Here is a 25,628-nt window from a genome sequence, read left to right as displayed (position 1 = left end):
GGCTAAGCGGGGCGGGCAACGGTTAGCCTGGCTTTTCAAGGGGTTAACCGGATAACAATCTCACAGGCGAAGTTCGTTTTTTTCTTCGCCTTTTTTATGGATGCAGAACCTGAAAACCCCTACGCAAACGTTTTCTTTTTCTGTTAGAATGCGCCCCGAACTGGATGCAGGGGTGCAATGGCACTGGCGCTGGAAGAGTTCATGATCTGGATTGATTACGTCATTATTGCGGTAGTTGGTTTTTCGGCTTTGGTCAGCCTGGTTCGAGGGTTTGTCCGCGAAGCCTTATCTCTTGTTACCTGGGGATGCGCGTTTTTTGTCGCCAGTCATTACTATGCCTACCTTGCTGTCTGGTTTACAGGTTTTGACGACGAACTGGTTCGGAACGGAATCGCCATTGCGGTGCTGTTCATTGCGACCCTGATTGTGGGGGCGATAGTGAACTACGTTATCGGCTCGCTGGTAGAAAAAACCGGCCTGTCGGGAACCGATCGGGTATTAGGCGTTTGTTTCGGGGCCTTGCGTGGTGTGCTTATTGTAGCCGCTTTGCTGTTCTTCCTGGATACATTCACGGGTTTTTCAAAAAGCCCGGACTGGCAGCAGTCTCAACTTATTCCCGAGTTCAGTTCTATAATCAGGTGGTTTTTTGACTACCTGAAAAGCACGTCGAGTTTTTTGCCCCGGTGAGACCATCGGGCGTACGGCTTAATGAGGAAATGACAACATGTGCGGTATTGTCGGTATCACCGGTTTCATGCCGGTAAACCAGTCGATCTATGACGCGTTAACGGTGCTCCAGCATCGTGGGCAGGATGCCGCAGGCATTTGTACGATTGATGCGCTCAACTGCTTTCGCCTGCGTAAGGCCAACGGCCTGGTCAGCGATGTTTTCGAAGCCCGTCATATGCAGCGTTTACAAGGCAACATGGGGATTGGTCATGCACGCTATCCTACAGCGGGCAGCTCCAGCGCTTCTGAAGCGCAACCGTTCTACGTCAACTCGCCGTACGGGATTTCTCTTGCACACAACGGTAACCTGACCAACGCACATGAACTGCGTAAGCAGCTGTTCGAAAAAGGCCGCCGTCATGTGAACACCACGTCAGACTCAGAGATCCTGCTGAATATCTTCGCGCAGGAACTGGATCGTTTTCAGCACTATCCGCTGGAAGCCGACAACATTTTTGCCGCTATCGCCGCCGTGCATCAGCAGGTTCGCGGCGCGTATGCGGTGGTCTCGATGATTATCGGCCACGGCATGGTCGCCTTCCGCGATCCTAACGGGATTCGTCCGCTGGTGCTGGGCAAACGCGTCATTGCGGATGGCCGTACCGAGTATATGGTGGCCTCAGAGAGCGTCGCGCTGGATACACTGGGTTTTGAATTCATCCGTGACGTCGCGCCGGGTGAAGCGGTGTACATCACGGAGCAGGGCCAGCTTTCGACCCGCCAGTGTGCCGAGAACCCCAAAAACAATCCGTGCCTGTTCGAATACGTCTATTTTGCCCGACCGGACTCCTTCCTGGACAAAATTTCGGTCTACAGCGCGCGCGTCCGCATGGGCACCAAGCTGGGCCAGAAAATTGCCCGTGAATGGGAAGATCTGGATATCGATGTGGTGATTCCGATTCCGGAAACCTCCATGGATACGGCACTGGAAATCGCCCGCATCCTTGATAAGCCTTACCGCCAGGGATTTGTGAAAAACCGCTATGTCGGTCGTACCTTTATCATGCCGGGTCAGCAGCTGCGCCGCAGCGCCGTGCGCCGCAAACTCAATGCTAACCGCGCCGAATTCCGCGATAAAAACGTCTTGCTGATCGATGACTCTATCGTGCGTGGCACCACGTCTGAGCAGATTATTGAAATGGCACGCGAAGCAGGGGCTAAAAAGGTTTATCTCGCCTCTGCGGCTCCGGAAGTGCGCTTCCCTAACGTCTACGGCATTGATATGCCGAGCGCCACTGAGCTGATTGCCCATGGCCGCGAAGTCGAAGAGATTCGTCAGATTATCAAAGCAGATGCGCTGATTTTCCAGGATCTCAATGACCTCATCGAAGCCGTACGCGAAGAGAATCCCGATATCGTTCAGTTCGAGTGCTCCGTTTTTAACGGGGTTTACGTTACTAAAGATGTGGATCAGGGCTACCTTGAATATCTGGAATCCCTGCGTAACGACGACGCGAAAGCCATTGCGCGGCAGAACGAAGTCGAAAATCTTGAACTGCATAACGAAGGCTAATCAGGCCTGATGCAAAAAAAGAGGGCGGGACTTATCCCGCCCTCTGTGTTTTTTGTCGCGCTGCGCTATTATGGTGCACTTTGCCACTGCAAGGTTGAACGATGAAACGACTCATTATTGGTATTTCCGGCGCAAGCGGTGTGATTTACGGCGTGCGGTTACTGCAGGTCTTGCAGCAGGTCAGCGACGTGGAAACCCATCTGGTCATCAGTCACGCGGCGCGTCAGACGCTGAGCCTGGAAAGTGACTACAGTCTGCGCGATGTTCAGGCGCTGGCCGATGTGGTTCATGATGTGCGCGACATTGCCGCCAGCATTTCCTCCGGGTCGTTTAAAACCCTGGGCATGGTGATTTTACCGTGTTCAATGAAAACCCTGTCGGGCATTGTGCACAGCTACAGCGATTCCCTGCTGACGCGCGCGGCGGACGTGGTGCTTAAAGAGCAGCGCAAGCTGGTACTCTGCGTACGTGAAACGCCGCTGCATATTGGCCACCTGCGGATGATGACGACTGCCGCTGAATTAGGGGCGATTATCATGCCGCCGGTACCGGCGTTTTATCATCGTCCGACAACCATTGACGAACTGGTCGATCAAACAATTAACCGGGTTATCGATCAGTTCGACATTGAACTGCCTCAGGATTTGTTTGTGCGCTGGCAAGGTGCATAAGGTTCAGCTTGTGCACTTATTTAGTGCAAAAGCGCGGGAGCGATCACTGTTCCTGCATTTGGTGAACTAAAAGTTCACAACATCGCTTTTTCTCTGTGACTTCACTGATATATTCCTTTCACAAACCCAGCCTTTATGTGGCAAAAACGGCGGGCTGGGTGCGCGGCAGACCTGCATAACTGGCACGAAACGTGCACAGGTTACTGGCAGTGTTCGTTGCAAACACACATCATGCATCACATAACAATAATTTGCTGAGGGTAATCTATGAAGAAGCGTGTTCTGGCTCTTTCTTTAATGTTGGGCCTGTCCAGTGTGGCCAGCGTATTTGCAGCCGTACCGGCCTCGATTCGTGTCGGCACTGACCCAACATACCCGCCGTTTGAGTCAAAAAACGCGCAAGGACAGTTAGTCGGTTTTGATATCGATCTGGCTAACGAAATCTGTAAACGTATTCAGACCAAATGTACCTATGTGGAAAGCGACTTTGACGCGCTGATTCCGTCGCTGAAAGCTAAAAAAATCGACGCTATCATCTCCTCACTCTCTATCACCGCGAAACGTCAGGAAGAGATTGCTTTCTCTGACAAACTCTATGCGGCCAATGCCCGTTTAGTCGCGCCTAAAGGTTCGAAAATTCTGCCGACGGTTGAATCGCTGAAAGGCAAAAACGTCGGTGTGCTGCAAGGCACCACGCAGGAAACCTATGCTAACCAGTACTGGCGTCCAAAAGGTGTGACCGTCACGCCTTATGCGAACCAGGATCTGGTGTACCAGGATCTGACTGCGGGCCGCATTGATGCCGCATTCCAGGATGAAGTGCAGGCGGCTGAAGGCTTCCTGAAGCAGCCTGTCGGTAAAGACTACGCTTTTGCCGGTCCGGCCGTGAAAGATGACAAGATTTTTGGCGTCGGTACCGGTATAGGATTACGTAAAGATGACACCGAGCTGAAAGCGGCCATTGATAAAGCGTTTGAATCCATGCGCAAAGACGGTACGTACGACAAAATTGCGAAGAAATACTTTAATTTCAACGTGTACGGTGACTAACCTGTCGACTTTGCCTCTGGTAATCGCCTGACCGGATAACGCCTGGTTGCCCTGGCCGCACTGGCCCCGGCAACCTCTGCGTTGTGGTTGATGCCTTACCAGAAGCAACGCTGCCCGCCCACGTGGCGGGTTCAGCGCCGTTTCCACCCCACGACAGGATCTTTTCCATGTTGTATGGCTATTCTGATGTCATTTTAAAAGGCACGTTGGTCACGCTGGAGCTGGCACTGAGTTCCGTGCTGCTGGCGGTGATTCTCGGGCTGATTGGCGCAGGCGCGAAGCTGTCACGTCATCGCCTGCTGTCGCTTATTTTTGAGGGCTACACGACGCTGATTCGTGGCGTGCCCGATCTCGTCCTGATGCTTCTGATCTTCTACGGTCTGCAGATAGTGCTGAACCACATCACCGATGCGCTGGGTCTGGCGCAGTTCGATATCGATCCTATGGTCGCGGGCATTATCACCCTGGGCTTCATCTACGGGGCCTATTTTACCGAGACGTTTCGCGGGGCCTTCATGGCCGTGCCCAAAGGGCAAATCGAAGCCGCGACCGCGTTTGGTTTTACCGGTTCCCAGGTTTTCCGTCGCATCCTCTTTCCGGCGATGATGCGTTATGCGCTGCCCGGGATTGGTAATAACTGGCAGGTGATCCTGAAAGCGACCGCGCTGGTCTCGCTGCTGGGGCTGGAAGATGTGGTTAAAGCCACGCAGCTGGCGGGCAAGAGCACCTGGCAGCCGTTTTATTTCGCCATCGTCGCGGGTGTGATCTATCTGGTGTTTACCACGCTGTCTAACGGCGTGCTATGGTGGCTCAATCGCCGCTACACGGTTGGCGTGAAGAGGGCAGAGCTATGATTGAGATTATCCACGAGTACTGGAAATCACTGCTCTGGACTGACGGTTACCGCTTCACCGGCGTGGCGATTACGCTATGGCTGCTGATTGTTTCGGTGGTGCTGGGCGGCTGTATGGCGGTACTGCTGGCGATTGCACGCGTGTCGCCGAATCGCTTTATCAGCCTGCCGGTCTGGCTCTTTACCTATGTTTTTCGCGGTACGCCGCTGTATGTTCAACTGCTGGTATTCTATTCCGGCATGTATACGCTGGAGATCGTGAAAGGCACCGAGTTGCTGAATGCGTTTTTCCGCAGCGGGCTGAACTGTACCTTACTGGCGTTTACCCTGAATACCTGCGCCTATACGACGGAGATTTTCGCCGGTGCGATTCGTGCTGTGCCTCACGGGGAAATTGAAGCCGCGCGCGCGTATGGTTTCTCAACGTTTAAACTGTATCGCTGTATTATTTTGCCTTCTGCGCTGCGCACCGCCTTGCCGGTTTACAGCAATGAGGTGATATTGATGCTGCACTCGACCGCGCTGGCCTTTACGGCAACCGTGCCTGATTTGCTCAAAATCGCCCGGGACATCAACGCGGCAACGTATCAGCCCTTTACCGCGTTTGGCATTGCGGCCGTCCTGTACCTGATTATTTCCTACACACTGATTAGCCTGTTCCGCCTGGCGGAGCGTCGCTGGCTGGCCCATGTGAAACCTTCTTCATCGCATTGAGTAAGACTATGGCTGATAACAAATTAAGCGTCACCGAACTGCATAAACGTTACGGTGAACATGAAGTATTAAAAGGCGTGTCTTTACATGCTAATGCGGGCGATGTCATCAGTATTATTGGATCGTCCGGCTCAGGGAAAAGTACCTTTTTGCGCTGTATTAACTTCCTCGAAAAACCGAGCGAAGGCACCATTACGGTCAATAACACCGCCATTTCGCTGGTCCGTGATACCGACGGTCAGCTAAAGGTGGCCGACAAAGAGCAGTTGCGCCTGCTGCGCACCCGCCTGACGATGGTGTTTCAGCACTTTAATTTATGGAGCCACATGACGGTGCTGGAAAATGTCATGGAAGCACCGATTCAGGTGCTGGGCCTGAGCAAAGCCCAGGCGCGCGAACGCGCTGTCACCTATTTGAATAAAGTCGGCATTGATGAGCGGGCGCAGTCAAAGTATCCGGTGCACCTGTCAGGCGGCCAGCAGCAACGTGTGTCGATTGCCCGCGCGCTGGCGATGGAGCCCGAGGTGCTGTTGTTTGATGAGCCAACTTCTGCCCTTGACCCGGAACTGGTCGGGGAAGTGCTGCGCATCATGCAGAAGCTGGCCGAAGAGGGCAAAACCATGGTGGTGGTGACGCATGAAATGGAGTTTGCCCGTCACGTTTCCAGCCATGTGATTTTCCTGCATCAGGGTAAGATTGAAGAGCAGGGGCCGCCGACAGAGTTGTTCGGCAATCCCAAAAGCCCGCGCCTTCAGCAGTTCCTGAAAGGTTCTCTTAAGTAAGCCGATCCGCGCCTGTTGAGCCATCGCTTAACAGGCGCGTGGCGGTAGATTCGTCCGTGACCAGACCCGAGATCCAGCCACCTGTTAATGCCGCCCGAATGGCGGCAAATTTGCGCTCGCCGCCTGCAAAACCGATGATCGGACGCGTTGTCCGGCTTTCCAGCGTGACGCTGGTGAGCAGCGCATCGGTCTCGCCCATCACACGTTCACCCTGTTGATTGAAAAAGTGGCCAAGCATTTCGCCAACGACGCCGCGCGCGTTGAGTGCCTGAACCTGGCTGTCGGTGATAAACCCTTCAGCATGAAGCGGACAGCCGGGTGTGACTTCGCCGATGCCGAGAAAGGTCATACTGGCCTGTAAGGCCCGACTGACCACGCGTTGATAGACCTGATGCTGGCACCACATCTGTTTATCTTCCGGACTGTCGGCATACAGCGGCGCAGGAATAAAGAAATACTTGCCCTGCATTTTTTCAGACAGCTTGAGCGGCACGTCATAGCGGGTGCCGGAGTCGTCTCGCGCAATAGCACCAATCATGGAAACGCACTGGTGCTGGGGCCGCTCCACCCAGGGCAGGGCATCAATAATCGCCCGCAGAGTTTTACCCGAACCGATACCAAACACCTGCGGCTGGTCATCGTTGATAAACTGCGACATAACCTCTGCGCCTTCGACCGCCAGCATTTGCTGAATAGCGTGGTCATCCAGCCCGGCAGAAGGGACGACACGACAGTGCTGCAGGCCAAAGGCTTCCTGCACCGCGTGTGCCAGGCGCAGGCAGTGCGTGACAGGATGGTCAATCTTGACGCTGACCATACCCATTTCGCGTGCGCCTGAAATCAGGCGCTGGGCAACCTGCCTGGAGAGTCCCAGCGCCCGGGCAATCTCTTGCTGTGTTAACCCGGCCACGTAATACATCCAGGCGGCGCGTGCAGCCAGTTCCTGCTTTTTCTCTTCTTTGTTCATCACGGCATTCCCTTCTCAGCGAATCGCTAGTTTATCGCGTACAGCTGGAAAAAACCTATCAGGGCAAAAGCTCATATGTTGGGCAATTGATTGTATCGTGAGATCTGTCACAGATAATACTCGTAACCTCTGATTAACATACAGTGTTCGGGCAATTGCCCTCTGTTATGACAAATGCTTATTGAGGTGACTATGACAACATCCGTGTGGATGCATATTGGGGCAGGCTCTTTTCATCGCGCTCATCAGGCATGGTATCTGCACCGGCTGATGCAGCAAGGGGACAGTCGGTGGCACATTGCGCTGGGGAACATCCGTGAGGATGCGTCACCGCTGTTGACCCAGTTGGCTGCGCAGCACGGCGAGTATGTGCTGGAAACGGTCACGCCGCAGGGCGAACGCGACTATGAAACGATTACCTCGATTCGCAAGATTCTGCCCTGGGATAAGGCGCTTCGCGCCCTGGTGCATCAGGGCGCCGATCCTGCCACCCGGATCCTTTCTTTTACCGTGACGGAAGCCGGTTACTACCTGACGACGGAACATGCGCTGGATCTACAGCAGCCCGATATTCGCGCGGATCTGCAGGGCGAGGCGCGCACCCTTTATGGTGCGCTGGCGCGGATCCTGGCGGCGCGCGTCGCGAACGGCGGCGGCCCCGTTACCTTGCTGAACTGCGATAATCTGCGCCATAACGGTGAGCGTTTCCGCCAGGGCTTTTTGGCGTTTCTTAACGCACAAGGGAACGAGGCGCTGGCTGACTGGGTGCGGACTCACACCACCTCGCCGAATACCATGGTGGACAGGATCACACCGCGTCCTACGGCGGATATTGCCGGACGTGTGCTGGCGGCCACGGGTAAAGATGACGCGGTGCCGGTGATGGCGGAATCCTTTATCCAGTGGGTGATTGAGGATGACTTTATTGCCGGGCGTCCGGCGCTGGAGCAGGTCGGCGTTGAGCTGGTGGAGTCGGTGTTGCCCTGGGAAGAAGCCAAGATCCGCATCCTCAACGCCACCCATAGCGCGATTGCCTGGGCGGGCACGCTGATCGGCTTGCGCTACATCGACGAAAGTACCCGGCAGAAAGCGATTCATCAGATGGCCCGGGAGTATGTTTCGCAGGATGTCATCCCGTCGTTGTCCCCCAGTCCCTTAAATCTGGCTGAATACCGCGATGTCGTACTGTCGCGCTTCAGTAACCCCTGGATCAAAGACACCAACCAGCGTGTGGCGGCGGATGGCCTGTCGAAAATCCCGGCGATGGTCACGCCCACTTTGCTGGCGTGCTATCAGCGCGGAACGCCACCCGCGGCCAGCGTGGTGTTACCGGCCCTGTTTTATCTGTTTTTGCAGCGCTGGGCGCAGGGCGAACTGCCTTACGACTATCAGGATGGTGTTCTGCAACCCGACGTGATTCAGCAGTGGTTCACCCAGCCCGATCCGTTGCGGACCTATATGACGCAGCCTTCCCTGTTTGGGGCGCTGGCGACTTCCGACGATTTTCATGCACGCCTCACCGCTACCGTAGCCGGGCTCACCACATGGCTGGCCCAGCCGGAACAGAAACTGGCTGTGGCATAGGGGAAAGACATGTACCTGGGTATCGATATTGGCACATCCGAGCTGAAAGCGCTGATTCTGAATGCGCAGGGCGACATTGTGGCATCTGAACATGCCACCTTGCAGGTGCAGCGGCCGCATCCGCACTGGGCAGAGCAGCATCCGCATGACTGGTGGCACGCCTGCCAACAGGTGATGGCGCGTCTGCGTCAGCAGGCGCCTCAGGCCTGGTCGGCTGTCACGGCGATAGGCCTGTCCGGCCAGATGCACGGTGCGGTGCTGCTGGATGAACAGGGCGACATTTTGCGGCCCTGTATTTTGTGGAACGACACGCGCAGCGCGGCGGAATGTAACTGGCTACATCAGCACCATCCCGAGATGATGCAAATCAGCGGCAACATGATCATGCCGGGCTTTACGGCACCCAAACTGCGCTGGGTTGCGCAGCACGAGCCCGCCTGCTTTAGCCGCATCAGCAAAGTGTTGTTGCCGAAAGATTACCTGCGCTGGCGGTTAACCGGACGATGGGTGACGGATCCCTCCGATGCCGCCGGGACATTATGGCTGGACGTGGCGACGCGCGACTGGTCAGACGCGCTACTGGCCGCGACAGGGCTGCGTCGCGAGCAGCTGCCAGAAATCGTGGAGGGCAATGCGGTCAGCGGCACGTTGCGACCTGACCTTGCCCGTGAATGGGGCCTGTCGACAGCGGTGATCGTTGCCGGCGGCGGTGGCGATAACGCCACGTCAGCGGTCGGCGTCGGTGCTATTCACCCTGGTGATGCGTTTATTTCCCTTGGGACCTCCGGCGTGATTTTTGTGGTTAACGATCGGCTACGGGCCGATCCGCAGTCCGGTGTGCATGCGTTCTGCCATGCGCTGCCTGGTCGCTGGCACCAGATGAGCGTCATGCTCAGTGCTGCAAGCTGCCTGCGCTGGGTATGTCAGCTGCTGTCGGTCAGTGAAAATCAACTGCTTGAGGAGGTGGCTGAGCTGAGCCCAACACAGAAACAGCGGGCCCCACTTTTCCTGCCCTATCTCTCTGGCGAGCGCACGCCGCATAACGACCCTGATGCCACGGGCGCGTTTTATGACCTGCGCCACGAAACTCAGCGCGCTCTCCTGGGATACGCGGTGCTGGAAGGTGTCGCGTTTGGCCTGGCCGACGGTCTGGCCGTTCTGGGCGACGGACGGCAGGACATCACGCAGTTCAGCCTGACCGGTGGCGGCGCGCGCAGCAGCCTGTGGGCGCAGCTGATTGCCGATGTGCTGGACTCTCCGGTGGTGACGCATCCGGCCAGCGCGTCCGGCGCGCTGGGCGCGGCGCGACTGGCCTGGCTGGCGATGGGCGGGGATGAAGCGACCGTGTGCCGCAAACCGTCCGTGCAGGCGCGCTATCTGCCGGACCCCGAATTTCGCGCGGTGCTGCAACAACGTCTGGCACGATTCCGCGCGCTATATCACCAACAAGTTCAGACCCGTTCACTGGCCTGATTAACCTGTAACCGAACAGAGAAGGACCATCGTTATGCATGCAACTGCGTACTGGTTTGGCTTGCCCAAACAGCTGATCTGGGGATTCGTCGCCATTGCGATTTTTATGGCAGGAGACGGTTTCGAAATGGCATTTCTGTCACGCCATATCACCGATATGGGCTTCACGCCGGGCCAGTCGGCGCTGGTGTTTACCTGTTACGGTTTAGCGGTCGCGCTGGCCGCCTGGGCCTCCGGCGTGGTGGCGGAACTGATTACGCCTCAGCGCGCCATGTTAATCGGTTTTGTCTTGTGGATTGTCATGCATGCCCTGTTCATGAGCCTGGGGCTGGGACTGCGTAATTATCCCCTTATGCTGCTGTTCTACGGCATTCGCGGCCTGGCTTATCCGCTGTTTATCTATTCTTTTATGATGCTGCTGGTCCAGGTGTTACCGCGTGAACGCCTCGCGGCGGCGACGGGCTGGTTCTGGGCAATGTATTCGGTAGGGATTGGTGTGGTAGGAAGCTATCTGCCCAGCCTGATTATTCCCTCTCTTGGTGAAACCGGGACATTATGGCTGGCGATTGCCTGGGTGGCCTGCGGTGGCGTACTGGCGTTTTTTAGCCTGCGCCATGTGCCGGTCGACCGCTCACGCGTGAACTTACCGATGCGCGAGAAAATGACGGAAATGTCCCGGGCGGTGACCATCCTGTTTACTAATCAGCATGTGTTTTACGCCTGCCTGATCCGCATTATTAATACGCTGTCGCTGTTTGGTTTTGCCATCATCATGCCGCTGCTGTTTGTGGATCGGCTGGGTTTCACCTTGTCGGAGTGGTTACAAATCTGGGCGGTGTTTTTCTTTGTCACCATCTTTACCAATATTTTCTGGGGCATCATGGGCGAGCGGATTGGCTGGATCCGTCAGGTGCGCTGGTTTGGCTGTCTGGGCATGGCGCTCTCCAGTCTGGCATTCTACTATCTGCCCGTTTATGCCGGTCATAACTTCATGGTCGCCCTTATTCCGGCCGTCATGTTGGGGATTTTCGTCGCGGCGTTTGTGCCGATGACGGCCGTCTTTCCCACGCTGGAGCCGCATCATCAGGGCGCGGCGGTCTCGGTTTATAACCTGTCAGCGGGGATGAGCAATTTTGTCGCGCCGGCCATTGCCTCTATGCTGTTGCCTTTTTTTGATATCGTCGGGGTGGTGTGGGCTTATACCGGCTTGTATCTGTTTGCCGGGGTGCTGACGTTTATTATCCGTGTGCCGCAGCCTCATCATGGCGCGCAACGTACAGCGCGCAAGTCAGGGTCCGCAGTAACATCGCAATAGAAGAAGGGGAGCCACAGGCTCCCCCGGCATTACCCCTTAACCACGTCCTTTAAGGCATCATGCAGGTCATACCAGCGGAAGCGAAACCCTGCGGCCTCCAGCCGTTTAGGCAGCACATGTTGTCCACCGAGCACCAGCACTGAGGATTCGCCCATCATCAGCTTAATGGCGCTGGCGGGCGTGCGCATGAAAGCCGGGCGGTGCATGACCTCGCCCAGCGTGGCGGCAAACTGCTCGTTGCGCACCGCATAGGGCGCGACCATGTTATACGGGCCCTGGCAGTCGTCATGATCCAGAAGCCACAGGATGCCGTTGACCATGTCATCGATGTGGATCCACGGCATATACTGTTTACCGCTGCCGAGCGGGCCACCGACGCCGAGCCTGAACGGCAGTTTCATTTTGCTCAGGGCGCCGCCCTCACGCGCCAGCACCACGCCGGTGCGCAGCAGGCAGACGCGCGTCCGGTCACTTTGTGCCGTCAGTGCCAGCTGTTCCCAACGGGCACAGAGCGTATGCGTAAATTCATTCTGGCCGGGATCCTCTTCGGTCAGGACCACTTCACCACTGTTGCCGTAAAAGCCGGTCGCCGACCCCGAAATCAACACGCGCGGCGGCGTGGTGCTGGCATTGATGAGTGAGGCAATACGTTCTGTGATTTGCCAGCGGCTCTCGCACAGTTGCTGCTTATGCGGCTCGGTCCAGCGTTTATCGGCAATCGGTTCACCGGCCAGGTTGATCACGGCATCCACCCCATCCAGCGAATGCTGCTGTGCGAGGCCAGACCAGAAGGCGATATTTTCGCCCAGCGTTTCCCGTGCGGCTACGACATCGCGGGTCACCACGCTGATCGTGTGACCACGCGCCTGTAACTGCGGAATAAGATGGCGGCCAATAAGCCCGGTTCCACCGGTCATTAAGATATGCATAGTGCGGCTCCGTCTGATTTTTTATTTTTTGCTTACTTCATCATAGAAGAGTCGTTCCCGGCTGGCGTGAGCCGCTTCGTAATTTCGTGCGGTGGCGGCAAACATCGGACCAGCACCGGGTTGTTTTCAGAAATAAAAATCGGTAAACATGATGCACCCCTGTCAGCGATATCGAGGTAGCAGATGAATTACCCCTCCATTACCCTGTGGTCAGATTCATCGTTTTTCAGTCCTTATGTGATGTCGGTTTACGTTGCGCTGACGGAAAAGGGGATCCCTTTTAGCGTCAGGCGCATTGATTTATCCCAAAACCAGCAGCTTGACGACACCTACCGTAGCCTGTCACTGACCTGCCGTGTGCCAACGTTACAGGTTGATGAGTTTATGCTGAGTGAGTCCTCAGCCATTTGTGAATACCTTGAAGAGCGCTTTGCCGCGCCAGAATTTGAACGGCTCTATCCTAAAGATCGCGAGAAACGCGCGCGCGCCCGGGAGATTCAGGCCTGGCTACGCAGTGATTTGCTGCCGATCAGACAGGAGCGTCCCACAGAAGTGCTGTTCGCCGCAGAGCGCTTTGCGCCGCTTTCGCCCGCTGCGCTTCAGGCGGCCGATAAGCTGATAAGTGCCGTACAGCGGCTGTTACCGGAAGGGCAGCAAAACCTTTTTGGTGAGTGGTCGATTGCAGATACCGATTTGGCTGTCATGCTTAATCGACTGGCGCTTCACGGTGATCCCCTGCCAACCCGTTTACAGCATTATGCTGAGTTTCAGTGGCAGCGTGCATCAGTGCAGTTGTGGTTGACGGAGAGCGGTAAACATCGCTAGCGATCGGCGCTTGCTCAAGTTGTCATAAGTGATTACCTTACGACACACTATGATATAGATGTGGCAAACAGCGCGTGCATGAAGACACGCTAAACAGGAAAGGGTTACGGATGGTGGATCAAACTGCTGGTGGCGAGATCGAGTGGGTCGATATCGTAAGCGAAGAGAATGAAGTCGTTGCGCAGGCTACGCGCGCGCAGATGCGTGCACAATGCTTACGTCACCGCGCGACCTATATCGTGGTTCACGATGGTATGGGGAAAATACTGGTTCAGCGCCGTACTGAAATCAAAGATTTTATGCCGGGTAAACTGGATGCGACGGCAGGCGGCGTGGTGCAGAGCGGTGAGGATATGCTGGAATCTGCCCGACGTGAAGCGGAAGAAGAGCTGGGTATTGCCGACGTGCCCTTTGCGGAGCATGGCAAGTTCTATTTCGAAGATGAGCACTGCCGCGTCTGGGGCGGATTGTTCAGTTGCGTCTCTCACGGCCCGTTTGCGATGCAGGAAGAAGAGGTTGATGAAATCTTCTGGATGACGCCGGATGAAATCACCGCCCGTTGCGACGAGTTTACCGATGATTCACTCAAAGCGCTGTCGTTGTGGCTGAGCCGCAATAACGAAAACAGCAACTGAGTTTTCTGCTTTGCGAACGCCTTGCCGTTCGCAAAGCATCCTTCCTTCTTTTGCGGCAACGCGCTCCACAATAGGATTGACGGCAGCCTTTTCCTGGCGGGCAGCGTCATTCTTCCTCGGGCGTCGGCTTTCGCTTTTCCGCCACCGCGCCAGTCTGTCTTGACGATGTCTCAGTCGGGTATTGCATTAAGACATTTGATCGTTAAGCCATTGTAAGGATCGTGGCTGACATCACGCGCCTGTGCCCGGGATCAATAAAAAATCGCCCTCTCAGTAGAAAGGGCGGTGTGGTGCGTGCGCAAAGCAAGTAACGAGCGTCAGACCGGCTGCGGCTGACGCATTTTTTCGCCACGGCGGCGCAGCACTTCCATCACGATCAGGAGCAACAGAGAGGCCGCAATCATAATGGTGGCCGCCGCTGCAATGGTGGGATCGAGGTTCTCGCGGATACCGGCAAACATCTGAATCGGTAGCGTCCGCTGCGTAGGGCTGGCAAGAAACAGCGTGACGACCACTTCATCAAAGGAGGTCGCGAAGGCAAATAACGCCCCGGAAAACACGCCCGGTGCAATCAGCGGCAGGGTGACTTTACAAAACGCCAGCAGTGGTGAGGCGCCGAGACTGACGGCGGCGCGCGTCAGGTTGGTGTCGTAACTTTTCAGGACGGCCACAACCGTGATCACCACAAACGGGACGCCCAGTAGCGCATGAGCCAGAACCAGCCCGAGATAGCTGTTTAGCAGGGACAGTTTGGCAAAGAAGAAGAACATGCCCACCGCGATGATCACCACCGGTGCCACCATCGGTGAAATGATGACTGCCATCACCAGCGCTTTACCGCGAAAGTCGCCCCGTACCAGGCCCATCGCGGCCAGTACGCCCAGCACGGTGGCCAGCAGGGTGGCCAGCGGAGCCACCAGCAGGCTGTTCATCAGCGCGCCCAGCCATTCGTTAGAATGGAAAAACGCGTCGTACCAGCGCAATGAAAAGCCACTGAGGGGATAGCTTAAAAACGAACTGGCGTTAAACGACAACGGCACGATCACCAGCACCGGCACTATTAAAAACAGCAGGGCGGCGGCACCGTAAAAATTAAACAGGTAACGCCAGACCCGCAGCAGCGTGGAACCTTGTTGTCTCATCATTTGCTCCTTAACGCACCGCAGCTTCAGAAGAAGTGCGGGTAACGCGCGAATAGACCACATACAGTAACGTGACAATGATCAGTAACTGGCTGCCCAGGGCGGCGGCCATGCCCCAGTTCATCGTGCTGTTAGTAAAGAAGGCGACAAAGTAGCTGACCATCTGGTCGTCCGGGCCGCCCAGCAGGGCTGGCGTCACGTAGTAGCCAATCGCCATCATAAACACCAGCAACGCACCTGCGGTGATCCCGGCAAAGGTCTGCGGCACATAGACGCGCCAGAAGGCGACAAACGGATGCGCGCCCAGCGACACCGCTGCGCGGACGTAGCTGGGGGATATGCCTTTCATTACGGCATACAGCGGCAGCACGATAAAAGGCAGCAATATATGTGTCATGGAGATGTAAACCCCCACCCGGTTAAACACCAGGGTGAGCGGGCTGTCGATAAGCCCGGTGCCCATCAGCGTGCGGTTGATTAATCCGCCGGACTGTAACAGCACAATCCAGCTGGCCGTCCGCACAATCAGTGAGGTCCAGAAGGGCAGCAGCACCATAATCATCAACAGATTGGCCCGGTTAGAAGGCTGTTTCGCCAGCCAGTAGGCCAGCGGATAACCCAGCCCCACGCACAATAACGTCACGACGGTGGCCATCCATAAGGTGCGCAGCAGGACGTTGACATACAGAGCCTGATCCGGCGACTGCGCGGTGATTTCACCCGTTCTGGCATCGACTTTATGGTCAAACACCGACAGCAGGTAATAGCTGGTATAAGGCTTTGCTACGCGCTTCAGGGTTTGCCAGGTGGATAACTCGCCCCACAGGGGCTGTTTGTCGATAAGGGTGGCTTTGACGTTAAGGCCATCCTCGGGCGCCTGGCGCGGTACGGCCAGGATCAGGCGGCGAAACGCGTTATCTTCATAACTTAACCGCTTCGCAATCCCCGAAATCTGGCCCTGTTCGCGTGCCGCGCTGACTTCTTTTGCAAGCAGTGCATACAGGCTCTCATCCGGTAGCGCTTTACCGTCCCATTTCGCCAGGGCCTGGCTGGTTTGGGGTAAGGCGTCATTAAGCTCAGGATTGCTCACGCTCATGCTGAGGATAGAGCCGATAGGGAATAAAAAGCACACCACGACGAAAATCAGTAACGGGGCCACTAAAAACAGAGAGCGTTGTGTTTTTAACCAACCTGCCCGGTTGAACGAGTGGCGCAGGCTGAACGTGCGTTCTGTACGTCTGACGGGCGCTGAATCCATCACGGGGTTTTGACTCATGCCGACCTCCTGAAAAGGGGCTGCCGGATCGCGTCCGGCAGCAGGTTATTTCGCGGCCCAGGCGTTAAAACGCTGTTCCAGTTCTTCACCATGCTCCAGCCAGAACGTGGCGTTAACCTGTACGGCTTTGGCCATGTTTTCGGGCGCTGTTGGCAGTTGAGCCAGACGATCCGCCGCCAGCAGTTTGCCTGCTTTGATATTGGCGGGGCCATAAGGAATATTTTCGGCATAGACCTTTTGGTTCTCAGGCTGCAGCGAGAAGGCGATGAATTTCTCTGCCAGCGCTTTATGTTTTGAACCTTTCACAATCGCCCAGTTATCGAAGTCATACAGGTTGCCATCCCAGACGATTTTAAAGTTATGGCCTTCTGCCTGGGCGGTGCCGATACGGCCGTTATAGGCCGAGGCCAGCGTCACGTCGCCTGATACCAGCCACTGCAGCGGCTGTGCCCCGGATTCCCACCACTGAATATGGGGCTTGAGTACATCAAGCTTCTTAAAGGCGCGATCCACGCCCGCAGGTGTGGCCAGCACCTTATAAACATCTTCACGCTTCACGCCATCCGCCATCAGCGCGATTTCCAGGGTATATTTTGCGCTCTTACGCAGCGCACGTTTGCCCGGGAATTTTTCTACATCCCAAAAATCGGCCCAACTCGTAGGGGCGGTTTTCAGTTTGTTGCCATCGTAGGTCAGTACCGTTGACCAGACGAAGAAACCGGCGCCACATTCGCTGACGCTGCCTTTGGCAAAGTCCGCTTTATTGCCAATTTTGCTCCAGTCCAGGGTTTCAAACAGACCTTCTTCACAACCGCGCTCCAGTTCCGGAGTTTCCAGTTCGACGACGTCCCAGCCGATCTGTTTGGTTTCGACCATGGCGCGGATGCGGGCCATCTCACCGTTATATTCGCCTGCTTCGATGCTGTCTTTTCCCGCGGCCATGAACGGCTTATAGAACGCTTTATCCTGTGCGTCTTTATTCGTCCCGCCGAAGGACACTACCGTGAGGGTTTCCGCCTGTGCCTGCAGCGCCACGGCTGCCAGCACCATTGCCGCTATTTTTTTCATCATCCCCGAACTCCTGAATTATTCTTGTCAGGCAGAATTCACTGCCTGGTGTTTGCGTTGCAATCCTGATGCCATCAGCTCAGCTGACTGCGGAACGGGCAGCCAGCCAGCTCAACTTAGTGTTGACCGAGAATGCGGTTCAGCAGATTTAATGCCGTGCGGAACTGCGCATCCGGGATGGTCAGCGGATAAAGGAAGCGAATCACGTTACCGTGGACACCGCAGGTGAGCAGAAGTAAGCCTTCGTCCAGTGCCGCCTGCTGGATGGCTTTGGCGATGTCCGCGCGCGGTTTTCCTGTGCTGTCGCAGAACTCAGCCGCTATCATCGAACCCCGCCCACGCACGTCCGCCAGCGCGTTACAACCCGCGCCTTTCAGCGTTTCGGCCAGTTGCCCGCCCAGTTGCAGGGCGCGCTCGCACAGGTTCTCCTCACGAATCACCTCCAGTACGGCCAGTGCGGCTGCAATGGCAGGAGGACTTCCCGCATAGGTGCCACCCAGCCCGCCGGGTAACGGGGCATCCATAATCTCAGCCCGTCCGGACACGGCCGACAACGGCATCCCGCCGGCCAGGCTTTTCGCCATGGTAATCAGGTCAGGCTGCACATCGGAATAGTACTCACTGGCAAACAGTTTCCCGGTGCGGGCAAAACCACTTTGAATCTCATCGGCAATCAGCAGGATGCCGTGTTCATCGCACAGCTTACGTAGCGCGGTGACGAAGGCCGCCGGTGCGACATTGAAACCGCCTTCACCCTGGATCGGCTCATAAATGATCGCTGCGACCTGCTGCGGGCTGATATCGCAGCGAAAAATCGTTTGTACACTCTCCAGCGCGTCCTCGACGCTACAGCCATGCAGTGCATTCGGGTAGCGGGCATGAAATACTGAGCCAGCAAAAGGGCCGAAACCGGTTTTGTACGGGGTCACTTTGCCGGTCAGCGACATCGTCATGTTGGTGCGCCCGTGAAACGCGCCGGTAAACGCGATGATGCCGGGACGGCCGGTCGCCGCGCGGGCAATTTTTACCGCGTTCTCAACCGCTTCCGCGCCGGTGGAGAAAAAGGTGGTTTTAGCAGGGCCGTTGACGGGCACCCGCGCATTCAGTTTTTCCGCAAGGGCGATGTAATTTTCATAGGGCACGATCTGAAATGCAGTATGGGTAAAACAGTCGAGCTGTTCCTTGATGGCGGCGATGACCTTAGGATGACGGTGTCCGGTGTTCAGTACGGCAATGCCGGCACTGAAATCGATGATTTCGCGGCCCTGGTGATCCCACAGCGTGGCGTTTTCAGCTTTCACCGCATAGAAATCGCACATGACGCCCACGCCGCGTGGCGTGGCATTGAGACGACGGACCTGCACTTCACTGTTACTCATAACGCGACCTCGTGGTGTTTGTTTCCATATTGTTACAGTGGAATTTGCCTTCTTGGTTTTAGCGTTTTCAGGGTTTTATAATCCAGAGCCAGTTTTTTTTATTTTGAGGTACCAATTTTGCGAAGCTTACTCGGTGACCTGCTTGCACAACGGCTGGCCGCGCTGTCCGGCGGTACGCTGAATAAGCGACTGTATGACGCGCTGCAGGCGGCGATTCAGGATGGATCCATTGCCACCGCAACACGGCTGCCCGCCAGCCGCGACCTTGCTCGCGAACTCGCGGTCTCACGCAATACCGTACTGGCCGTGTATGAACAGTTGCAGTCAGAGGGGTACTTACAAACCCGCACAGGCAGCGGCACGTTTGTCAGTGCGGTGCTGCCTGAAGAGGTGCCAGGCGGGCCGCTGGTCAGGCCGGTTTCGCCGCCAATGAAGCCCGTCAGGCTGTCCCGTCGGGGATCGCGATTACTGGCAAACAGCGGTGCCGGAAGTCATCAGTGGGGGGCGTTTATGCCCGGCGTACCGGATGTCAGTCACATGCCGCACGACATCTGGCGCAAAATCCAGCTTCGTCTGAGCCGACGCCTGCCCGTTGAGAACCTGAGCTATGCCAGCCACGGCGGCTGCACCGAGCTGCAACAGGCGCTGGCCGATTACCTGCGGGTGATTCGTTCCGTCAACTGCAGCCCCGAGCAGGTACTGGTGACCGCAGGCACGCATCAGTCGCTGGATCTGCTGGCAAAGATGCTGTGCGATCCGGGTGACCGGGCGCTGGTAGAGGAACCTGGCTACTGGGGCATTCGTAACGTGCTGGCGGTGAACGGCGTTACGCTGATCCCTACGCCGGTTGACGAGCAGGGGCTGGTGCTGCCCCCGGAGCAGCCTGACAGCCCTGCGCCGCGTTTAATCTGCGTGACGCCTTCCCATCAGTATCCACTGGGTGCGGTGATGAGCCTGCAACGGCGGCATGAGTTACTGGAGCGTGCGAAGCGCAGCGGCAGTTGGGTGGTGGAAGATGACTACGATGGCGAGTTCCGTTTTTCCGGCAGCCCGATGCCCGCGCTGCAAGGGCTGGCGGCGGATGCGCCTGTCATATACCTGGGGACGTTCAGCAAAACGTTGTATCCCGGCATTCGACTCAGTTACATGGTGGTGCCTAAATCCATGGCTACGCGTATGAAAATGGCGCACTCCGAGCTCTATCGCGGCGGTTATGGGCTGGTGCAGCTCACGCTGGCCGCGTTTATCCGCGAAGGGCACTATGCGGCTCATGTACGGCGGATGCGGCAGATCTACAGTCGTCGCCGCGCGGCGCTGGTCGCCGTGATCAGCCAGTCGCTGGGGGCCGACTGGATTGTGCATCACAGCAATGCGGGGCTGCATCTGGTGCTCAGACTGCCCGACAGCATCGACGATGTGGCGTTCAGCGCTGAGCTTGAACAGTGCGGTGTGCTGACGCGCCCGCTGTCTTCCTACTACCTGCAAGGCACGCCGCAGCGTGGGTTACTTTTGGGCTATGCCTGCGTTGACGAAGCGGATATCCCCAGTGCGTTCGCGCCTGTCCTTGCCCGTCTGGAACATCACCTGCAAATCGCCTCAGTTTCTCCCTGAGGCACCACAAGTGTGCAACCTCTTATCTTGCCTGATTCTGTGATCTCATTCACGTTAAGGTAATGTTAAATTTAAAAAGACAATAGAATACAATGGCCTGCAAGAAGGCTTTGCAAGCCCGTTCGTTTTATTTTGTCAAATTCTGCTTGTGCGAATCAGCGGCGTTATGGTAGTGCTAAAAAAAGGCCCGCCAGGATTCGCATGTCAAACGGATGATGCATGAATCGTGCCGAAACCCTTTCCATCCTGTTTTCGAGAGTACGCCATGAGAAATTTTGTCAGTTTCAGGAATATCAAAAAGAGCTACGACGGCGACAAGCTGGTGGTGCGCAACCTTAATCTGGACGTGGCAGAAGGGGAGTTTTTGACGCTGTTAGGGCCCTCAGGATCGGGGAAAACCACCAGCCTGATGATGCTGGCGGGCTTTGAAACGCCCACCGATGGCGAGATTCTGCTGCGTGATAAACCCCTGCACACGCTGCCGCCCCATCAGCGTGATATCGGCATGGTGTTTCAGAATTATGCGCTGTTTCCCCATATGACCGTGGCGGAGAATCTGGCATTTCCCCTATCCATACGTCGCCTGAGCAAAGCGGATATCAAAGTGCGGGTTAAGCGCGTGCTGGATATGATTAAACTGACCTCGCTGGCCGATCGCTATCCTGCCCAGATGTCGGGTGGCCAGCAGCAACGTGTAGCGCTGGCGCGGGCACTGGTTTTTGAACCCAGGCTGATCCTGATGGATGAACCGTTAGGGGCACTGGATAAACAGCTGCGTGAGCATATGCAGATGGAAATCAAGCAACTGCACAACCTGCTTGGGCTGACCATCGTTTACGTCACGCATGACCAGAGCGAAGCAATGACCATGTCAGACCGGGTCGCGGTGTTTAATGATGGCATGATTCAGCAGATGGACAGCCCGAGTAAGCTTTATGAGCAGCCAGATAATGCCTTTGTTGCACAGTTTATCGGCGAAAATAACTGCCTGTTAGCCACACAATCGGGTCAAAAGGGCGAGTATTATCAGGTGGCACTGGATAATGGCGTTCATCTGGACGCGCTGAAAGTCCGACCCAGTTCGCCTGGCAAACGTATCCAGCTCAGCATCCGGCCCGAACGCATCAACGTGAACGCACCAAAACCGGGCGACCAGTCTGTGCAGGCTACCATTCAACAGTTTATCTATCTGGGTGATCATGTCCGCATGCTGACCGACGTGGCCGGGCAGGGGAATTTTATGGTGAAACTGGCCTCATCCGATGTCGCGCCTGAGTGGAAACCGGGGAGCGAGGTTATGCTTTCCTGGCAGCCACAGCATTTACGTGCGCTGGATGTGACATTGCAATAAAAAAAGAGCATGCGGGCTGCATGCTCTTTGTTCTCACTACCGGTCAGGCGGTTTGTTACTGGCCTTCCGCCTGGAGTGACTGAATTGCTGTCAGGGCAATGGTATAGACGATGTCGTCCACCAGCGCACCGCGCGACAGGTCGTTAACGGGTTTACGCATCCCTTGCAGCATCGGTCCGATAGAAATCAGATCGGCTGAGCGCTGCACCGCTTTATAGGTGGTGTTACCGGTATTCAGATCCGGGAAGATAAATACCGTTGCGCGACCCGCGACCTGCGAGTTTGGCGCTTTCGATTTCGCGACGTCTTCCATAATCGCCGCGTCATACTGCAGCGGACCGTCAATGACCAGATCCGGGCGTTTTTCCTGTGCCAGACGGGTAGCTTCGCGCACTTTTTCGACGTCGCTTCCTGCCCCGGAGTTACCGGTCGAGTAGGAGATCATCGCTACGCGCGGATCAATACCGAAGGCTTTGGCGGAATCGGCAGACTGGATAGCAATTTCAGCCAGCTGTTCAGCGGTAGGATCCGGGTTAATCGCGCAGTCGCCATAGACCAGCACCTGCTCCGGCAGCAGCATAAAGAATACCGACGAGACCAGAGAGCTGTTCGGGGCGGTTTTAATCAGCTGTAACGGCGGACGAATGGTATTGGCCGTGGTATGCACCGCACCTGAAACCAGGCCATCTACCTCGCCACGCTCCAGCATCATGGTACCGAGCACCACGTTGTCTTCCAGCTGTTCCTGCGCCACCACTTCGGTCATGCCTTTGTTTTTACGCAGTTCAACCAGACGCGGAACGTAGTTCTGGCGAACCACTTCAGGGTCAACAATCTCAATGCCTTTACCCAGCTCAACGCCCTGTACTGCGGCCACGCGCTGAATTTCATCCGGGTTACCTAACAGCACGCAGGTCGCAATGCCGCGATCGGCACAGATCGCGGCCGCTTTCACGGTGCGAGGCTCATCGCCTTCTGGCAGGACGATGCGTTTACCGGCTTTACGTGCCAGCTCGGTCAACTGATAACGGAATGCCGGCGGGGACAGACGACGGCTGCGTTCAGAGGTAGCGGTCAGCGACTCAATCCAGTCTGCATTGATGTAGCCTGCGACATATTCCTGCACTTTCTCAATGCGCTGTGTGTCGTCTACCGGCACTTCCAGATTGAAGCTTTGCAGACTCAGTGATGTCTGCCAGGTATTGGTTTTGACCATAAAGACCGGCAGACCGGTCTGGAACGCGCGTTCGCACAGTTTGGCGATCCGCTCGTCGATCTCGTAGTTACCGGTTAACAGAATAGCCCCAATCTCTACGCCGTTCATGGCGGCCAGACAGGCGGCAACCAGTACATCCGGACGGTCTGCGGAGGTGACCAGCAGCGAGCCTGGACGGAAGTGCTCAAGCATATGAGGAATGCTGCGGGCACAGAAAGTTACCGACTTCACGCGGCGCGTCTGAATTTCACCTTCATTAATGATGCGCGCGTTCAGGTGGCGGCACATATCAATCGCGCGGGTCGCGATCAGATCAAAGCTCCACGGCACGCAACCCAGGATGGGCAACGGGCTGTTGGCAAACAATTGGTCGGGATTGATATTGGCAATGCTGGCCTTCGTGGAATCATCGAAGATTTCAGACAGGTCGGGACGCGTCCGGCCCTGTTCGTCGACCGGCGCGTTCAGCTTGTTAATAATGACGCCGGTGATGTTTTTATTCTTCGCACCGCCAAAGCTGCTTTGCGTCAGTTCGATACGTTCTTTAAGCTGGGCCGGCGAGTCATTACCCAGCGCGGTCACAAACACAATTTCAGCGTTCAGCGTTTTGGCAATTTCGTAGTTAAGGGCGCTGGCAAACTGATGTTTGCGCGTGGGCACCAGGCCCTCCACCAGCACCACTTCTGCATCCTGCGTATTTGCATGATAGCGGGCAATAATTTCTTCCATCAGCACGTCCTGCTGATTGGATCCCAGCAAGGATTCAACGCGTGACATGGGCAGCGGTTCTGCCGCAGGAATACCGGAATTTTTGCGTACGATGCTGGTGGTTTGGTCGGGCGCATTGCCACCGGCGCGTGGTTGAGCAATGGGTTTGAAAACGCTCAGTCGAACGCCTTTACGTTCCATGGCGCGAATAACGCCAAGGCTAACGCTGGTCAAGCCGACGCTGGTGCCGGTCGGAATGAGCATAATTGTACGTGACACGATTGCACCTCTCAGAGTTCACTGGGTGTCAAAATAACACCGTCAGCCTGAGCTGACGGAGAAAGGATATCAGGCGGTAAGACGCGCGGCGTCCCTGGCGATGACTAACTCTTCATTCGTTGGGATAACCAGTGCCGGACGCGTGCCCTCTTTGTTGATGAAGCCCGCTTTACCAAAACGCGCGGCCAGGTTGCGGTCATGATCGAGTTCAAAGCCCAGCAGAGCCAGTTTCTTCAGCGTTAACTCGCGGACCATCGCCGCATTTTCACCGATACCACCGGTGAAGATCACGCCATCAAGACGGCCGTCCATCAGCGCAGTATAGCTGCCGATGTATTTGGCGAGGCGATGGCAGAATACGTCCATTGCGCGTTTGGCATCGTCTTTCGTGGCGTAATTATCTTCAACGTAGCGGCAGTCGCTGGTGACTTCGGTCAGCCCTAACAGACCGGACTCTTTGGTCAGCATCTTGTTGATAGCATCCACGTTCATGCCCAATGTATCGTGCAGGAAGAAGATGATGGCCGGATCAATATCACCGCTGCGGGTGCCCATCACCAGGCCTTCCAGCGGCGTCAGCCCCATGGAGGTATCCACACATTCGCCGTTACGGATGGCAGAAACCGATCCACCGTTACCGAGGTGACAGGTGATGATATTCAGGGTTTCCAGCGGCTTATTCAGCATTTTTGCCGCTTCGTGGGTCACATAGTAGTGGCTGGTACCGTGCGCACCGTAGCGACGCACGCCGTGATCTTTGTAGAGCGCATAGGGCAGCGCATAGAGATAGGATTCTTCCGGCATTGTCTGATGGAAAGCGGTGTCAAAAACCGCCACATTCTTGTCAGACAAATGGGGGAAGTTTTTCATCGCTTCATCAATGCCGATCAGGCCCGCAGGATTATGCAGCGGTGCAAAAGAAGCGGCATCTTTGATACCCTGAACGACAGCGTCAGAGATCACGACCGATTGCGTCAATTTTTCACCGCCGTGGACGATGCGATGACCTATTGCAGCGATTTGTGCCGAAAGCTCTGGTTTTTGTGCCAGAATTGTTTTAACAATGAAATTCAGTGCTTCGCTGTGGGCAGCGCCAGCACCTAAAGGTGCTTCCTGTTTTTGGCCGTCAAGCTTCCACTTGATCCGCGCTTCGGGCAGGTGAAAACATTCAGCCAGACCTGACAGAAATTCGTCTCCGGTGGTGGGATTCAGAATGGCAAACTTAAGGGATGAGCTGCCGCAGTTCAGGACCAGTACTAACTTACTCGACATGGAAGTACCTATTTGTTAAAAGTGGCTAAAAAAAACGCAATCAGACATACAGCGTAGCCTATTGAAGCTGCCAGATTAATGACAAAAGTCATACCCGGGTCAAAATAATGCGTTATACGCAAAAAAAAGTTGAGTTTTTACGCATAAATTTTAAATCACGCTTAAAACGGGTCTTATCGCCTCTGTGACAAAGAAGGTTGCGACACTGACGCGACTAAAACGGCGTCAGAATAGCCGGAGTCACCTTTAAAGACAAAAAGATTTGAAGGATGTTACGTAAAGTTGT

Annotated in this window: 22 protein-coding genes; 14 read left to right on the top strand and 8 right to left on the bottom strand. The window is 55.8% G+C overall.

Annotated elements, in window-relative coordinates; genetic code table 11:
* Positions 1–201: 201 nt before the first annotated feature.
* The 7 genes from cvpA (at position 202) to hisP (ending at position 6,312) form a co-directional block, all read left to right on the top strand.
* Positions 202–687 carry a colicin V production protein gene (cvpA, locus tag G5574_RS06685; protein WP_026021019.1) on the top strand — a complete coding sequence of 162 codons (486 nt, stop codon included), beginning with the start codon at positions 202–204 and terminating at the stop codon, positions 685–687.
* A gap of 37 nt (positions 688–724) precedes the next feature.
* Positions 725–2,242, top strand: a complete 1,518-nt coding sequence (gene purF, locus G5574_RS06680; protein ID WP_033740671.1) for an amidophosphoribosyltransferase — start codon at positions 725–727, stop codon at positions 2,240–2,242.
* A gap of 101 nt (positions 2,243–2,343) precedes the next feature.
* Positions 2,344–2,913: a UbiX family flavin prenyltransferase gene (locus G5574_RS06675; RefSeq protein ID WP_006120055.1), complete on the top strand. Its 570-nt coding sequence runs from the start codon at positions 2,344–2,346 to the stop codon at positions 2,911–2,913.
* Positions 2,914–3,180: 267 nt separating this feature from the next.
* Positions 3,181–3,963 (top strand): lysine/arginine/ornithine ABC transporter substrate-binding protein ArgT, encoded by a 783-nt coding sequence (gene argT / locus G5574_RS06670; protein WP_006120054.1) that lies wholly within the window; start codon positions 3,181–3,183, stop codon positions 3,961–3,963.
* Between the two features lie 167 nt (positions 3,964–4,130).
* Complete coding sequence (locus G5574_RS06665) at positions 4,131–4,817, top strand: histidine ABC transporter permease HisQ (protein WP_033740669.1); 687 nt, start codon at positions 4,131–4,133, stop codon at positions 4,815–4,817.
* Entirely contained in the window at positions 4,814–5,530 is a 717-nt protein-coding gene (locus G5574_RS06660; protein WP_033740667.1) for an ABC transporter permease, read from the top strand. Before G5574_RS06665 ends, G5574_RS06660 begins: the two co-directional genes overlap by 4 nt.
* Before the next feature lie 8 nt (positions 5,531–5,538).
* Entirely contained in the window at positions 5,539–6,312 is a 774-nt protein-coding gene (gene hisP, locus G5574_RS06655; protein ID WP_033740666.1) for a histidine ABC transporter ATP-binding protein HisP, read from the top strand.
* Here the strand turns inward: hisP and G5574_RS06650 are convergent.
* Entirely contained in the window at positions 6,305–7,279 is a 975-nt protein-coding gene (locus G5574_RS06650; RefSeq protein WP_006120048.1) for a sugar-binding transcriptional regulator, read from the bottom strand. The genes hisP and G5574_RS06650 overlap by 8 nt on opposite strands.
* A gap of 192 nt (positions 7,280–7,471) precedes the next feature.
* Here G5574_RS06650 and dalD point away from each other — a divergent pair, with 192 nt between their 5' ends.
* Genes dalD through G5574_RS06635 form a run of 3 tightly spaced genes read left to right on the top strand, consistent with a single transcriptional unit; the run spans position 7,472 to position 11,651 of the window.
* Positions 7,472–8,863: a D-arabinitol 4-dehydrogenase gene (dalD, locus tag G5574_RS06645; RefSeq protein WP_164482325.1), complete on the top strand. Its 1,392-nt coding sequence runs from the start codon at positions 7,472–7,474 to the stop codon at positions 8,861–8,863.
* A 9-nt stretch (positions 8,864–8,872) separates the two neighbouring features.
* A complete protein-coding gene (xylB, locus tag G5574_RS06640; RefSeq protein WP_164482323.1) occupies positions 8,873–10,336 on the top strand; it encodes a xylulokinase in 1,464 nt (487 codons plus the stop codon).
* A gap of 34 nt (positions 10,337–10,370) precedes the next feature.
* Positions 10,371–11,651 (top strand): MFS transporter, encoded by a 1,281-nt coding sequence (locus G5574_RS06635; protein WP_033740658.1) that lies wholly within the window; start codon positions 10,371–10,373, stop codon positions 11,649–11,651.
* Positions 11,652–11,680: 29 nt separating this feature from the next.
* Here the strand turns inward: G5574_RS06635 and G5574_RS06630 are convergent, their stop codons facing one another.
* A complete protein-coding gene (locus G5574_RS06630) occupies positions 11,681–12,580 on the bottom strand; it encodes a TIGR01777 family oxidoreductase (protein ID WP_033740657.1) in 900 nt (299 codons plus the stop codon).
* Positions 12,581–12,763: 183 nt separating this feature from the next.
* Here G5574_RS06630 and yfcF point away from each other — a divergent pair, with 183 nt between their 5' ends.
* Both yfcF and yfcD read left to right on the top strand, forming a co-directional pair.
* Positions 12,764–13,405: a glutathione transferase gene (gene yfcF / locus G5574_RS06625; protein WP_033740655.1), complete on the top strand. Its 642-nt coding sequence runs from the start codon at positions 12,764–12,766 to the stop codon at positions 13,403–13,405.
* A gap of 110 nt (positions 13,406–13,515) precedes the next feature.
* A complete protein-coding gene (yfcD, locus tag G5574_RS06620) occupies positions 13,516–14,040 on the top strand; it encodes an NUDIX hydrolase YfcD (protein WP_033740653.1) in 525 nt (174 codons plus the stop codon).
* 317 nt (positions 14,041–14,357) lie between these two features.
* On the opposite strand, the gene G5574_RS06615 is transcribed toward yfcD, so the two are convergent.
* From G5574_RS06615 to G5574_RS06600, 4 genes are all read right to left on the bottom strand, one after another.
* A complete protein-coding gene (locus tag G5574_RS06615; protein ID WP_033740651.1) occupies positions 14,358–15,182 on the bottom strand; it encodes an ABC transporter permease in 825 nt (274 codons plus the stop codon).
* A 10-nt stretch (positions 15,183–15,192) separates the two neighbouring features.
* Positions 15,193–16,458: an ABC transporter permease gene (locus G5574_RS06610; RefSeq protein WP_164482321.1), complete on the bottom strand. Its 1,266-nt coding sequence runs from the start codon at positions 16,456–16,458 to the stop codon at positions 15,193–15,195.
* A gap of 45 nt (positions 16,459–16,503) precedes the next feature.
* Complete coding sequence (locus G5574_RS06605; protein WP_033740647.1) at positions 16,504–17,529, bottom strand: ABC transporter substrate-binding protein; 1,026 nt, start codon at positions 17,527–17,529, stop codon at positions 16,504–16,506.
* A gap of 113 nt (positions 17,530–17,642) precedes the next feature.
* Positions 17,643–18,905, bottom strand: a complete 1,263-nt coding sequence (locus G5574_RS06600; protein ID WP_164482320.1) for a 4-aminobutyrate--2-oxoglutarate transaminase — start codon at positions 18,903–18,905, stop codon at positions 17,643–17,645.
* 117 nt (positions 18,906–19,022) lie between these two features.
* Between G5574_RS06600 and pdxR the strand changes: the two genes are divergently transcribed.
* Positions 19,023–20,516 (top strand): MocR-like pyridoxine biosynthesis transcription factor PdxR, encoded by a 1,494-nt coding sequence (pdxR, locus tag G5574_RS06595; RefSeq protein ID WP_033740646.1) that lies wholly within the window; start codon positions 19,023–19,025, stop codon positions 20,514–20,516.
* A 265-nt stretch (positions 20,517–20,781) separates the two neighbouring features.
* Entirely contained in the window at positions 20,782–21,867 is a 1,086-nt protein-coding gene (locus G5574_RS06590) for an ABC transporter ATP-binding protein (RefSeq protein WP_039339690.1), read from the top strand.
* A gap of 55 nt (positions 21,868–21,922) precedes the next feature.
* On the opposite strand, the gene pta is transcribed toward G5574_RS06590, so the two are convergent.
* Together pta and ackA are read right to left on the bottom strand one after the other, a co-directional pair.
* On the bottom strand, positions 21,923–24,070 hold the full coding sequence (pta, locus tag G5574_RS06585) for a phosphate acetyltransferase (RefSeq protein ID WP_006120035.1): 2,148 nt from the start codon (positions 24,068–24,070) through the stop codon (positions 21,923–21,925).
* Between the two features lie 69 nt (positions 24,071–24,139).
* Entirely contained in the window at positions 24,140–25,342 is a 1,203-nt protein-coding gene (ackA, locus tag G5574_RS06580) for an acetate kinase (protein ID WP_033740641.1), read from the bottom strand.
* Between the last annotated feature and the right edge of the window lie 286 nt (positions 25,343–25,628).

Origin of the sequence: Pantoea stewartii (assembly GCF_011044475.1) — a bacterium.
GTDB lineage: Bacteria > Pseudomonadota > Gammaproteobacteria > Enterobacterales > Enterobacteriaceae > Pantoea > Pantoea stewartii.
Note: the sequence above shows the minus strand (reverse complement) of the source record. Positions and strands in the feature narration are given on the sequence as shown.